This window comes from Bradyrhizobium sp. URHC0002 (genome assembly GCF_054059515.1).
Window position 1 is genome coordinate 2,453,422 of the sequence record NZ_JBSSCF010000001.1, and the last position, 12,208, is coordinate 2,465,629.

The following is a 12,208-nucleotide window of genomic DNA, read 5'->3' on the forward strand; positions in this document are numbered from 1 at the left end:
CAGCGGCGGCGTCGTTTCGGTCGATGCCGGTGAAGTCACACCCTCGCCACCGCGTGCGGAAACACGATCTCGATCAGCGTGCCCGAACGGCCGCCGGTCTTGATCTGGAATTTGGCGCGGTTGGCTTCGACGAGCGCTTTAGTCAGCGACAGGCTGACGGCCGAACTCTCGGCCCGGTCCGATGGCGCAGGGGTGCGGAACGGCTGCAGGGCTGCGGCAACCTCATTGTCGTTGAGGCCGTTGCCGGTGTCGCGGACCCGCAGCATCACCTCGCCGAAATCGGACAGCGCGGTCGAGACGATGACCTGGCCGCCGGCATTGGCGAGATGGATCGAATTGCCGATCAGGTTCAGCGTGATCTGGCGCAAGGCCCGCGCGTCCGCGATCACGGGCGGCAACATGTGCGCGAGCGACGTGCGGATGATGATGCGCTCGCGATTGGCCTGCGGCTGCAACACCGCAACGCAGCTCTCGATCAGTTCGTTGAGGTTCTGGTTGGTGAAGGCGAGATCGAGCTTTCCGGTTTCGATCCGGGACAGGTCGAGCAGGTCGTTGATGATGGCGATCACGCGTTCGCCGGAGGCGCGGATGTCCTTCATGTATTCGACGTAGCGCTCGTTGCCGAGTGCGCCGAACCGTTCGCCGATCATCACTTCGGAAAAGCCGATGATGGCGTTCAGCGGCGTCCGCACCTCGTGGCTGATCCGCGCCAGCACATCGGCCTTGGCGTTGGCGGCGCGCTCGGCCAGCCGCCGCGCCTCGCGCAATTCGCTCTCGGTATGCTTGGCTTGCGAGAGATCGCGGAACACCGCGAAGAAATTCGGGCCTTCAGGACGGGTGCGGCCCATGGTCATCGACAGTGGGATGAGGCCGCCCTTGCTTTCGCGCGCCAGCACCTCGCGGCCGTGATCGAGCAGGCTTTCGACGCCGGAAGCCTTGATGTCGGCGAGATATTCGAACACGCCGTGCTGGCTTTCCGGTGCGAACAACTCCGACAGATTACGTCGCGCGAGTTCGTCGCCGTCATGGCCGAACAGCGCTTCGGCGCTGCGGTTGGCCGCATGGATGTTACCCGCGGCGTCGAACATCACGATGCCTTCGGCGGTGGTGTCGAGGATGGCGGCGAGGTCTTCGGCGTTGGCATGCCCGACGTCGGAAGCGTCGGGCTCCGATAACGCCGGTTCGGAGACTTCAGACTCCGATACTGACGGTTCGAAGACGTCAGGCTCTGATGCAGGCTCGGCTCGCGCGATGGCGGCCGCGATCGCCGCGCCCTCATGGCGCGTGCCCGAAAAGATCAAGGCCAGCGCCGAATCGCCGTCCCACGAGATGGTGTAGAGGCGCGCGGCGGCCGACGCCGACAGCGTATCCGCATCCGCAGGCCCGCTTGCCGAAATCGTCACCGGTTTGCCGGTGTCCGATGTCGAGGAAGCGTTTGATACGCCGGGTTCGACATAGAGCGTGTCGAGGCCGCCGGCATCTTCCAGCGCATGCAGGCTCGGATAGCCCATCTGCGTCAGGAAGGCGGGGTTGGCGTAGAGCAGCCGGTCGAGCCGGTAGATCAGGATGCCGACCGGCAGCAAATCGAGCAGCGCCTTGTCGCGCGCCGCTTCGCCTCGCGCCGGCGGTTCGGGCGCCGCCAGCCATTCCGGCGGCGTGGGAGCCGGTTCGCGCACCGCCGGTGGGGCCAGCGGGTCGAAGATGGTCTCGCCGTCGGCGTGCGCTTCGTTACCGATCTCGGTGTCGAGCCGCGCCGACAATTGCCGCGCGAGTTCGTCGAAGGCGTTGTTTTCAACCGGCGTCAGCGCGGGCTGCTTCGCTTCGCCCGGGGCGCGGAACGGCAAGACGTTTGCGGCGGCGTCTGCCGGCAAATCCGTTGCGGTTTCCGTCAGTGTGTCCTTGGCGATTTCCTGGACGCTTGCCTCTACGGCTTCCTCTACGGCTTCCTTGGGAGGTTCCACGGGCGTTTCCAAATCTTTTTGATGTGAAGTCTCTGCAGCAGAAGTCTCTGCAGCGGAAATCTCGGCAGCAGAAGTGTTGGCAGCAATCGGTTCAGGCAATTCGTCTGATGAAGGCGATGCAACGCCGGTTGGCTCGGCAGATGGCGCAGCGGACGGTTGTTGCGGCGTCAGCATTTCGCCGGACAATTCCGCCAGCCGCAGGGCGGCAAGCCGCGCGATGGCGTCGAAATCGCGGCAGACGCCGATGCCGCGAAAGCCGATGAAGTTTCGCGCCGCATCGAAGATCGGCAGGCCGGACAGTTCGACGGGCAAGGTGCCGCCGCCGTCCACCGGCCAGTTCAGCGTGATGCCGCTCCAGGTCGCGCCTGTTGCAAAGGCCTGCATCACCCGGCCGGTGGGATCGAAGCCAAAGGTCTCGGCGATCTCGCGCCATGGCCGGCCGAAAGCGGCCGTGGTGCGCGGGCCGATCAGGCCTGTGAATTCGTTGGTGCCGAGCGTGAAGCGGTCTTCCCGATCCATCTGCCAGGTGAAGCGCAGCGGCACGCGGCGCGCCTGCGGCGCCGGTTGTCCGGCAAACGCTTCGATGGCAGGTGGTGGCGCGCGCGCGATGGTCTCAGCCGCAGGCGGCATGGTTTCGGCCGCGGGCGGCTCGTCTGCGGCGGCTGGTTCGGCGAACGCATCGAACAACGCAAACCCGGCGGGCGTTTCGTCCGATGGTGCCGGCTGCTGGTCATCGGGAGCCGGTTGCGGCGCGAGCGGTTGCTCGATGACGGGCGCGGCGGCCGCGCTGGGCTGCAAGACTGCTTCGGACAAGACTGCCTCGGACAAGACCGGCTCTGACAAGCCCGGCTCGGATGATGTGGTGGCTGGCTGCATCTCGTTATCGGATTGCGTCTGTGTCGGTCGCGGCACGATCAGCGGGATGTTGCCGGCGGCGATCAGAACGCCGTGGCTGCCATCGGGAAAGTCGAACCGCGAAGCGCCGCAGGTCACAAGCATGCCGGGCGCCGCGCCAAATCCCTGCAAGCGCTCCAGCCGGATAGCGCCGTTCGCGAGCAACCGGCCTGCGAGCCGCGCGATCTGCCGCCGGTGCCGGTCGGCCGGTCCGAAGGTTTTTTCGGCAAGGGCTGCGGTATTGGCCACGCCGAACGTGCGGGCGCCGGCCGGATTGGCCCACAGGATCTGCCTGCCATCGGCCGTCCACAGCCAGGCGGGCAGGCGGCTCCCCGCGTAGGCCGCCAATCGTGGATCGCTCTGTGCCAGCCCCAGAATTTCCGCATGCTTCATCGCGACCACATCACCGTCCAGCATCAGATCGGCCCCCAGGATGCCGACAGCGTTAAACGATCGTTACTATCGCAAGCCGGCAGCGGCAGGTCCACGGCTCGACGCGCCAGGGGAAATTAAGCCGCGGATAACCTTAACCCGGTGGGGACCCTTTGGTCGGCTGCCGCGTTGGGTGGTAGCAAACGGCCGTCACGGGTTCAAATGAACCTTCGCGGCGCCGCATCCGTTCCGGAGCGGCCCTTGGCGGTATCCGGGCGCAATCCCTGCCAACGCAAAGGAGCACAGCATGAGCGACGATGCGCGAGAGCCTTTCGAGATACCCAAGGAAATGCGATCGATGGCGGAGGCGAGCTTCGAGCAGGCCCGCAAGACTTTTGAGAAATTCGTCGGCGCCGCGCAGGCCGCCGCCGGCTCCATCGAGGAGCGCAACGCCACGGTTCGCGCCGGCGCCAAGGATGTCAGCAGCAAAGCCATCGCCTATGCCGAGCAGAACGTGCAGGCCTCGCTCGATCACGCCCAATCATTGCTGAAGGCCAAGGATCTGCCCGAGGTGATGCGGCTGCACAGCGAATATGTGCAGGCGCAAATGCGTGCGCTGGCGGAGCAGGCCAGCGAAATGGGCCAGGTCGTCGGCAAGGCCGCCATGGAAGCGGCGAAGCCGAAAGCCTGACGGCCGCTGGTGGAAAGCTACCGCTGGATCGTCTGCTGGACCCGTATGCCGGGTTAAATTTGCGGCGCCGCACCAGAAATTGCAGTGCGTTGCACAAATTTGACATGATATGGGTGCTTATTGGGCGAGCCCGTGGATGGGCACACTTCCATGAGTGCGTGCGAGTACGTAATCCCTGCGGCGTACCGGCCATTGCCGCCCGGCGTCTGCGAGGGGGAACAACGTTTAACCCCATTGTGAAGGATGCAAGCCTTGACCAGCTCCACCGATCCCTTCTCTGCCTCCATCATTCCCTTCGAAGTCCCCGAGCAGATGCGCGCGTTTGCTGAAAAAGGCGTTTCGCAGGCCCGCGACAGCTACGCCAAATTCAAGGATGCGGCTGAAACCCATAACGGCACCATCGAGGCCGTGTTCACCTCGGCCAGCAAGGGCGCCAGCGAGTACAACGCCAAGCTGATCGAGTTCTTCAAGGCCAACACTTCCTCCTCGCTCGATTTCGCGCAGGAGCTGTTCGGCGTGAAGACGCCCGCGGCGGCGCTGGAGCTGTGGACCTCGCATGCCAAGAAGCAGTACGAGACCTTGACCGCGCAAGCCAAGGAGCTCGCCGAGCTCGGCCAGAAGGTCGCGACCGAGACCGTCGAGCCGATCAAGGCCTCGGCCTCGAAGCTTTACAAGCCGGCTGCCTGATCGTTTCCGGTATTGACTACGAAAAGCCCGGGCGGTTGGCCCGGGCTTTTTGCTGCCCAACAGGGATGATCAGGGGATGATTTTGGCAGGCTGCCGTGGCCTGGCCGAAGCTCCCCGCAAATGAACGCAAAATGCCCTCGGGACGACTACAATCAGGCGCTTCGCGGCCTTGCCAAAGCGAGGCGTTGCACCTAGTTTCCGGCCCATTCGCGACCCCCCTTTTTGGGGCCTCGCGTGCGGTATGCAGTTGTAGCTCAGTTGGTTAGAGCGCCTGTCTGTGGAACAGGAGGTCGGTGGTTCGAGCCCACCCAACTGTACCAGCAATTACAATGGCTTAAAGGCATCACCCTTGAAATCCCACGCCGCTAAGCTACCGCCTAGCTACCGCGCGTCGGTCGCGCGCTTGCCGAAGCCCAAAAGCGGAGGGCGCCTGATCGACGTGCGGCAAATGGTGATGGGGCGCAAATCGCGCGACGCACGGGCTACGACCACCCTCAGCGGCCTACCGGATAGGCGTTTGCCCGATGGTATGTCGCAATCTTCGCTGTCAGTCTCTGCACTTAACGCGCTGCGCAATTCCGGCGTCCGGGCAAATACGGATTGCACGTCGCCTCATAGGAGGTCGCGGTAGGCGGCCCGTATCGGAAGCCGCGCCCATATTGGCGGCGTTGATAGCAGATGACACGATCGGCCCTCGCGTGATCACGTCAGCTGTGGGCGCCTCATTCGGTTCCCGAATTAACACGTGGCAAACCATCAAGCTTAACGCGCGTCTCTCGTTGCAGCGCGACTCACAATCGATAGCCTCCACGTATCGGCGATCACGAGGCGACGAGGTGACATTCCCGCAAAAGACGAAGCCACCTTCGCCGGCATTTGCTGCTGATCTTGATGGTTGAATCATGAGCTACAACAAACGCGCAGATGAGGCAGGCAAAGCGTTCCGTTCATCGGATAAGCTCCTGACCGAATACGAGAAGGAGCAAAGAGCGCTGCACAAGAACCTAGAACGATTGAGGGCCGAACGGTTGGCGAGAGAGGTTGCGAAGTCAAAAGACAATGCTAAGTCGAAAGACAATTAAGCGTCTTCATGCCAAATTACGACGGTGAGCACGAGCTCAACTGGTGCTCTCCTCCATGGCCGCACCAGGCGCGGCCCTGCCATTCTGACTAGCGGATCAGGTTGTGCTGGGAGCCGTCACCGGCTTGTCCTTGCTGGTCCCAGCGAATGAAGGACCAGGCCTTTCGTGAAGATAGTAGAGGATCATTTTCGTGATCACCTCCGCGTCGGCGATCGCGCCTACCACCTTGATGCTACCGGTGAAGACGAAACTCAGCACGAAGGTGTCGACGCTACCGGTGCCCTCCAACTGACGGCCTTGACGATCGAGCGGGAATGGGAATCTCGCACCCGAATGAACATCAGTTCCTTTCGCCTCCCTCTCTGCGCTCGATCATGTCGGCCACCTTCGCAAAGGCCGATAGTCGGGCTCGCTGCAGCTGACGTTCCTCAAGGGAGGGAATTGAAAATGTAGTCGCACTATCCTCCTCGAGCGGCTTGGCGGGCACGACCGAAAGTCTGTTTGGCGGGGTTTTTTCGCAACATTCTCGTGGTGCAGACTCAAGTCAGCCTACGAAATGCCGGCGGCAAAGCCTCTCGCACGAGCTCACTTAGATCTAAAGATTCGCCGCTTTCGGTGACGTCCGAGAACAGCACCTCGACATAAGGGTGCTGGCGGTTGAGTGCGGCGCCGCGCTGGTATTTCGCGTTCACGATCCGCTCGATCGCCGCAAGATTGCGCTTGCCCAACGCGTTGTACTGATCGCGGAACAGACTTCGTCGTCCTCCCCTGTGCTCGATGGATTCGACCCAGACGTCCATCACCTTGCGGCCGATGAACGCTTCGACCCGTTCAGCTCCGTCCCGCGCGAGAAGCCGCAGCCCGTCCATGTTGTGCGGGCCGTCATCGATGCCGAATTTTGTAAGTGACAAGTTTTTACGTGACATGGGAGATCCTCCTGTTGCCGACGTTGGTTCACCTCGGCAGTCCGTCGGTGACTGCGCCTCCCTCATCGTCCCATCGCGATAACGCCGCAGCGCCTGATTTTGCGTCGTGATGCGCATCCGCCGCGGGCGCATTTTTGCGGCCGGCATCGTTCTTGTGTTTGTGCAGAAATCGGGCGATCTGCCCGCGGAGCGCCGCCGTCTCCAATAACTTTCCGACCGATCCGGCGGTGTCGAAGATCTCGCGTTGCAGCGTCTTCGGAAGCGCGTTCCATTGCATGATGATGGCCGCGCCGAGACATCGCAAGACGTGCTCCTCTTCGGCCGCAAGGGCCAGGCCGCGAGCGCGATTCTGTTCCGCAGCGTTCACGGCGCTGTCATAGTCATCAGCCAGTCCCTGCTCGTTATCGGCGAGCGCTGAGTGGCGATCCCTTAGTTTCTGAAGTTCGTCGTTTTCGCCCTCACCGCTCGAATGCTTGATCAGTTCGCCGTATGCGGCGGCCTTTTCGCGGTGCTGCTGAGGTCTAAACATGCCGCGTCCTTTCGTTGGAAGTCTCCGCGCGATCCGACCGATCCCGATTGTTGACGAGGATGGAGCTGTATATGGGGATCGAAGGGTCGAATAACGAGCTTCGATGACAAATCACGATGTCATTAATCGCGAGGCAAAAGCCGTACCTGACAGATCGTAGCCGTGCGAACGAATGCAGGTTGCGATTTGGCTTCCGCAATGCCCGAATACGGGTTTATGCCGCCGCCGAAGTCAGAGAGGCCATCGGCACGTCGAATGTGTAGACGAACCCGGTTGGCTCATAGGTTAGCCGCACGTCGCCCCGGAGTTGCCTGCCGAGCGTCTCGATCAGCCGCGTGCCGAAGCTGCGCTGTTTGGGCGGGCGGACTGCCGCACCGTTCGTCTCGGTCCATATGAAATGCAGGCGCTGCGCCTGTTGATCCAGCGTCCAGTTGATGTCGACGCGCCCTTGCGGGACCGACAGGGCGCCAAACTTCGTGGTGTTGGTGCAAAGCTCGTTGAGCGTCATCGCGATGGCGATGACGGCGCCCGACGTCATCCGGATATCGGGTCCCGAAATCGAGAATTTCGGCTCGTCGGGATTGTCGAAGGCTTCGGTCGCGCTGCGGACGATCGTGCCAAGGTCCGCGCTGCTCCATCTTGCCTGCAAAAGCAGATCGTGCGCGCGTCCGAGCGCGAGCAGCCGGCCCTCGATTGCTTGCTGCGCGTGCCCAGCAGCTGGCAGATGGCGCAGACTCTGCGAGACGATGGCGCCAACGGTCGCAAGCGTATTCTTGATACGGTGGTGCAGTTCTTCGAGGATCAGCTTCTGCAGCTTGTCGGACGCCTCGCGCTCCCTGGCGTCGATGCCGGCCGTGGCCAGCAAACTCCGTGCATCAATCTCGGCCTGCGCGAGCAGAAGCCGCAGGCTGACGTTCTCTTCCGCCAGATCGTCCTGGTGCTGTGCTGTGCTGCTGCTTGCGGGACGCGGGTTGGTTCGGAGATCGGCTTCAGACATCACCGATTGTATCATCATAGGCTGGGTACCGCACTGATCTTCGGGGGCTGGGATTTGCCGAAATCACGCGCTTAGGGCCATATTAGGCGTGATAAAGCGCTGGCGTCTCAGGTGTAACCGATCATGTCGCGCATTTCGGCTATTACTTCCCCTGCATTGAGCGGCTTGCCGAGAAACCTGCTGCGGGGGGGAAGATCGAGGTGCGGCAGGTCCAATTGCCCCGATACCACGATGATCCTGATGGTCGGCCAACGCTCATGGACGGCATGCGCAAGTCCGACGCCGTCCATTTGGCCAGGCATCTGGATATCGGTGCACATCAGCGCGACGTCGGATCGGGATTCCAGGATGGCGACGGCTTCGGCGGCGTCCAGCGCCTCGAGTGGCGTGTATCCGGCGTCTTCCACCATGTCGACCGCGCGAATGCGCAGCACCATTTCGTCCTCGACAATGAGAACGACGGCGGGAATGCATGATTGATCAAGTACCATCATAACGGCGCTTGCGGGGAACGGCGATTGACTTGGATAGGCATTCATCTGGGACAAGTATCTCGCGGCCCATATGATCCCCGCTGGATTCACAATGACACCAAAGCTCGGCGCCAACGGACTAAGCCTCCGTCATACGTCCGGTACGCCGCGCTTGCCGCAGAACATTTCGTGCATTTCAGCGGCATTTCGAAGGACGATTGCTTTGTGAGCAGCCTCGTTGCGCTCATCCCCCGGCGGCATCTCGCGAGCCTCGCCCAGGGCGATCACTGCCCTGGCGTCCAGATCGTGCGCCAGCGACCATTGGGATTGTTTAATCGGAGATAGCCCGTCCCTGCAGTGAAGCCGCGCTACGTCGATCACCATTGAATAACCATCGCAGCGGCGACCAGCAGCACAAGAAAGATCGGCATCAATACCGGAGGTACCAGCCACTCACGAAGATTGAATGCGGAGAATTTTGGCATATGACCGCCCTTTTGGTTGAGGCGGGAGCGCAACGCTCTCAGTCACCGATAACAGCCCGGGGCGCGCGGTGATACCTCAGATATAGCGACTATCTGCCGAATAGCGAGGAGAATCGCAATTTTGTTTTCTGGGGGCTGCCTAGCAGGCTTGTAATGCTGCATTGAGTAGCCATCTCAGTCCGAGCGCCATCGTATTGCTTCAGCATCGCCTTTACGGCAGCGCGAAGCTTAGCCACGCCAAATCTTGTCAACGACATTGACGAACCGCACATCGCTCCGATGTGCGGTTCGCAAGGCCGTTGAACCAGGCCTCGACACGGGGCGTGTGAAGGCCCGGTGAGACGCGTGGCTTGGCGCCTGATAATCTGATCGGTGGTAAGCCATGATTGAGTTTCCAAATCATAGCCGCTCGTATGACCAGACCCGGCGAGCCGTGCGGTTCTGGGGGCACGACAGCGCGCTGGAAGCGACTCTGAATGATACGACCGTCTGGGCCTAAGACGTAGGCGCGCAAAAAACCTGCATTTCGCAGTTGCTCCCGATCAGGCGGGCGCACGAGACTCACAGTCACAGATAGATGCCGAGGCGGGGCGGTGATGTGCTAGTCTGCTCACCTCCGCTCGCAGATACCGAGCTAATTCCGTAGAGCAATACGCCAGGAAATGCGGTCGCCAACTAAGACGGCCTGAAAGGTTCCCATGACGCCGAAGATCAGAGAGCATGCCTGTGCGGCCTGCAACGGCACGGGCTTCCCGAAGGTGAAGCAGCCAGCATTGGCTACTCACAAAATCTATCCGGTGAAGTGCGAGGCCTGTGCGGGAAAGGGAAGGATTACGGACGCCGACTGAAGCGACCTTAACCGCTTTCCTCCGCTGACTTCGAAATCAACTTCCCCTCACTGATTTCGTGCGTAACCGTGGATCGTCCAAGCTCGCCAGCGAGCCATCCGACCGCTTTTGATTTGGAGGGGTCAGAGGCAAACACGTTTGTCTCGACGTGGTTGCATCGAACCGCCTGCTCGGTTGGGGCGAGAGCGCAATGGCTCTCAGTCACCGATAACAGCCGAGGTCGGGCGATGATATCAGACGTATAGGAACTCGCTCGCTCAATAGCGAGGTGATGGCGTCGGCTAATTTGCTCCATTAGCTGTATATTTAAGCTGGCGTTTCTCTATGGTTTGAAGCCCTGACGTCCGAATCGACGAGGACGTTTTCTTATACGTAACCCTGGCCAGCCGATCCCTTTTCGGAAAGGATTTCAGCTAATCGGATGTGGCATGGTTTCAACAGATCAGTTCCGGCAAGAGATTAAGTCCCGGCTCGAATTGGCGGGCGCACAAGGTCGGCAAGACCTAACTATCGAGTGTGGAGAGCTCTACAGGTCCGTCAGTAAGCTCCCTGTTTTTGATCCATGGACTCTTCTGCTGCAACGCGATGCGCGCCGAAATGGCAAAGACGGATCGTCTGGTTTTCGATGACAGCAAGGCAAGCCTGCTGACGATCCACTATGCATTGCCACGAAATCAAAGTCCGGCGCCAATATCAAATTAAGCCGTGTTGGGAGCGACTCGAGGCATCTTCACGCGGGGCGCAGGAGCCTAGTTGAGTCAGACTTGGCGCTGAGGATATCCGATCGGCCCGGCCGACGGTTTTGATGACCAGTCTATCGTTGGTGCTGTTCCAGAACGGGTTACCCGATCTTTCAGTGGTGCTCATCGAGCCTCATCGAAGTCGCAGCGGGATTTGGCGCATCAAGTTCTGCTATGACGTTGGACCACCACTCTCGATGAGAGCCGAGCAGACGTCGTCATTGGCGACTGATCTATATCAATTAGGCGAAGACCAGTTGGCCGGCGAGATCGATGATGCGGTTAGAAGCGCGACGCGTTACGGCTTGATGTGAAATGATCAACTGCTTGGCTAAACAGATCGCCAACGAGGTCGGTGGATTCTGTATGTGCAGCCGCTCGTTCTCCCGCTACAAACGGGCGATCTCCGCCGAGAAGAATCGAACGACTAAGGCACAAGGGTTCTTCACTCCAATTCCACCGCGACCTGCGTACCCGTCGAGACAAAAGAGGCGGCGGATCCACTTGCCCACGCGGGCGTGCCGGTGGAGTTCCCAATGAAAAAGCGCGCGAGGCGTCAGCGATTGAGTGTCAGGGTCGGGGCCATGGTTGCGGAGCTGTCGTTTTGAAAGTCATTGAGCAGTACATAACCGCCGAATAGGATGACGGCCAACAAGCCATATGCAAGGTAGGAAGGCCGTCGGGACCTGTGACCGCTCATTTCGCTGGATCCTTGTCTTGGCGGACCGACCACTCAGCTCTGTGGCCGTCTTTGAGAGTTCAGCTTCTACGCCGACTGCGCACGCCCTGGCGAATGAATAGTCCATACTCATGGAGGCAACGGTCTTCACGAATTCGCCGATGACGTTGTCCCTTGAATATGAGCCCGCCGCCTTGAACTTGGCGACGGCGCCGTCAGCCGCCGTGAACTGTGCGACGCACATCGGGACCAGGACAGACATCCGACCGCTGCTTTCTGCCATTGCGCTCATAGATCTGGCAGTGCCTTCGGTGACCCAGCCGCCCCAGATAAATCCGATCGTCATCGCTGCAACAGCGCCGAAGGCGATACCTTGGAGGAAGCGGGTCCGGGCCTCACCCTGCAAAATTGCGGGTATTCTCATGATGATCTTTGTTGCGCACACAAGCGCGTTCGCAGCCGCAGACGCCGCTTGCATCCGCGCTTGGAAAAGTATCCAGCCTAAGAGATTGCGCCTTCCGATGGCACTCTAGCTGCCGCTACGACGACGAGCAGCGACGTCGGACGTCGCCGCTTCTTGGACAGCGTCAAGGTGAGCAACGGCCACCCCGCAGCTGAACGGTAGACTGTTGTCCTGATGCTGTACAGCACGTTCTTGGTCTCCAGTCAGGAGGTCGCAGCGCCATCGTCTCTGGAGAGCGGTTTCAGGCCGCGATCGCAGCTATCAACGGCTTGGTCCCGACGAAGCGCATGACCGCGTCGGACTATCGGCTAGGACAGAGAGCTATCTCGGCGGTCCACCCCTTAGGTTGGGAAAGAAGTGCCAAAAAATCGCTGCGCGCCT

At 60.9% G+C, this 12,208-nt stretch carries 12 protein-coding genes and 1 tRNA gene; 6 read left to right on the forward strand and 7 right to left on the reverse strand.

Going from position 1 to position 12,208, the window contains the following annotated elements:
• Positions 1-35: 35 nt before the first annotated feature.
• A complete protein-coding gene (locus ACVWVY_RS11695; protein ID WP_456626512.1) occupies positions 36-3,272 on the reverse strand; it encodes a PAS domain-containing protein in 3,237 nt (1,078 codons plus the stop codon).
• Positions 3,273-3,534: 262 nt separating this feature from the next.
• Here ACVWVY_RS11695 and ACVWVY_RS11700 point away from each other — a divergent pair, with 262 nt between their 5' ends.
• The 4 genes from ACVWVY_RS11700 to ACVWVY_RS11715 all read left to right on the forward strand — a co-directional run bounded on the left by ACVWVY_RS11700 (position 3,535) and on the right by ACVWVY_RS11715 (position 5,687).
• Complete coding sequence (locus ACVWVY_RS11700) at positions 3,535-3,918, forward strand: phasin (RefSeq protein ID WP_456626513.1); 384 nt, start codon at positions 3,535-3,537, stop codon at positions 3,916-3,918.
• A 252-nt stretch (positions 3,919-4,170) separates the two neighbouring features.
• The gene (locus ACVWVY_RS11705) at positions 4,171-4,605 is read left to right on the forward strand and encodes a phasin (protein WP_456626514.1); all 435 of its coding nucleotides are present in this window, start codon (positions 4,171-4,173) and stop codon (positions 4,603-4,605) included.
• A gap of 243 nt (positions 4,606-4,848) precedes the next feature.
• Positions 4,849-4,925 (forward strand) — tRNA-His (locus tag ACVWVY_RS11710).
• A 582-nt stretch (positions 4,926-5,507) separates the two neighbouring features.
• Positions 5,508-5,687, forward strand: coding sequence for a hypothetical protein (locus tag ACVWVY_RS11715; protein WP_456626515.1), 180 nt, complete (start codon positions 5,508-5,510; stop codon positions 5,685-5,687).
• Between the two features lie 96 nt (positions 5,688-5,783).
• Here the strand turns inward: ACVWVY_RS11715 and ACVWVY_RS11720 are convergent, their stop codons facing one another.
• The 6 genes from ACVWVY_RS11720 to ACVWVY_RS11745 form a co-directional block, all read right to left on the reverse strand.
• The gene (locus ACVWVY_RS11720; protein ID WP_456626516.1) at positions 5,784-5,945 is read right to left on the reverse strand and encodes a DUF2061 domain-containing protein; all 162 of its coding nucleotides are present in this window, start codon (positions 5,943-5,945) and stop codon (positions 5,784-5,786) included.
• Between the two features lie 281 nt (positions 5,946-6,226).
• The gene (locus tag ACVWVY_RS11725) at positions 6,227-6,613 is read right to left on the reverse strand and encodes a signal transduction histidine kinase (RefSeq protein ID WP_456626517.1); all 387 of its coding nucleotides are present in this window, start codon (positions 6,611-6,613) and stop codon (positions 6,227-6,229) included.
• Positions 6,614-6,641: 28 nt separating this feature from the next.
• Positions 6,642-7,142: a hypothetical protein gene (locus ACVWVY_RS11730; RefSeq protein ID WP_456626518.1), complete on the reverse strand. Its 501-nt coding sequence runs from the start codon at positions 7,140-7,142 to the stop codon at positions 6,642-6,644.
• 214 nt (positions 7,143-7,356) lie between these two features.
• Positions 7,357-8,139: a sensor histidine kinase gene (locus ACVWVY_RS11735; protein ID WP_456626519.1), complete on the reverse strand. Its 783-nt coding sequence runs from the start codon at positions 8,137-8,139 to the stop codon at positions 7,357-7,359.
• 107 nt (positions 8,140-8,246) lie between these two features.
• Positions 8,247-8,633, reverse strand: coding sequence for a response regulator (locus ACVWVY_RS11740; protein ID WP_456626520.1), 387 nt, complete (start codon positions 8,631-8,633; stop codon positions 8,247-8,249).
• Between the two features lie 129 nt (positions 8,634-8,762).
• Positions 8,763-9,065, reverse strand: coding sequence for a hypothetical protein (locus ACVWVY_RS11745; protein ID WP_456626521.1), 303 nt, complete (start codon positions 9,063-9,065; stop codon positions 8,763-8,765).
• A gap of 414 nt (positions 9,066-9,479) precedes the next feature.
• Here ACVWVY_RS11745 and ACVWVY_RS11750 point away from each other — a divergent pair, with 414 nt between their 5' ends.
• Positions 9,480-9,596 (forward strand): DUF1488 family protein, encoded by a 117-nt coding sequence (locus tag ACVWVY_RS11750; protein WP_456626522.1) that lies wholly within the window; start codon positions 9,480-9,482, stop codon positions 9,594-9,596.
• Positions 9,597-10,750: 1,154 nt separating this feature from the next.
• Positions 10,751-10,999 (forward strand): hypothetical protein, encoded by a 249-nt coding sequence (locus ACVWVY_RS11755; protein WP_456626523.1) that lies wholly within the window; start codon positions 10,751-10,753, stop codon positions 10,997-10,999.
• Positions 11,000-12,208 lie beyond the last annotated feature (1,209 nt).

What these genes read in the sequence shown, in the direction of transcription:
- ACVWVY_RS11740 (WP_456626520.1), bottom strand. Translation starts at nt 8,633, where the DNA reads ATGATGGTACTTGATCAATCATGCATTCCCGCCGTCGTTCTCATTGTC.
- ACVWVY_RS11715 (WP_456626515.1), top strand. Translation starts at nt 5,508, where the DNA reads ATGAGCTACAACAAACGCGCAGATGAGGCAGGCAAAGCGTTCCGTTCA.
- ACVWVY_RS11730 (WP_456626518.1), bottom strand. Translation starts at nt 7,142, where the DNA reads ATGTTTAGACCTCAGCAGCACCGCGAAAAGGCCGCCGCATACGGCGAA.
- ACVWVY_RS11755 (WP_456626523.1), top strand. Translation starts at nt 10,751, where the DNA reads ATGACCAGTCTATCGTTGGTGCTGTTCCAGAACGGGTTACCCGATCTT.
- ACVWVY_RS11750 (WP_456626522.1), top strand. Translation starts at nt 9,480, where the DNA reads ATGATTGAGTTTCCAAATCATAGCCGCTCGTATGACCAGACCCGGCGA.
- ACVWVY_RS11695 (WP_456626512.1), bottom strand. Translation starts at nt 3,272, where the DNA reads ATGCTGGACGGTGATGTGGTCGCGATGAAGCATGCGGAAATTCTGGGG.
- ACVWVY_RS11725 (WP_456626517.1), bottom strand. Translation starts at nt 6,613, where the DNA reads ATGTCACGTAAAAACTTGTCACTTACAAAATTCGGCATCGATGACGGC.
- ACVWVY_RS11735 (WP_456626519.1), bottom strand. Translation starts at nt 8,139, where the DNA reads ATGTCTGAAGCCGATCTCCGAACCAACCCGCGTCCCGCAAGCAGCAGC.
- ACVWVY_RS11700 (WP_456626513.1), top strand. Translation starts at nt 3,535, where the DNA reads ATGAGCGACGATGCGCGAGAGCCTTTCGAGATACCCAAGGAAATGCGA.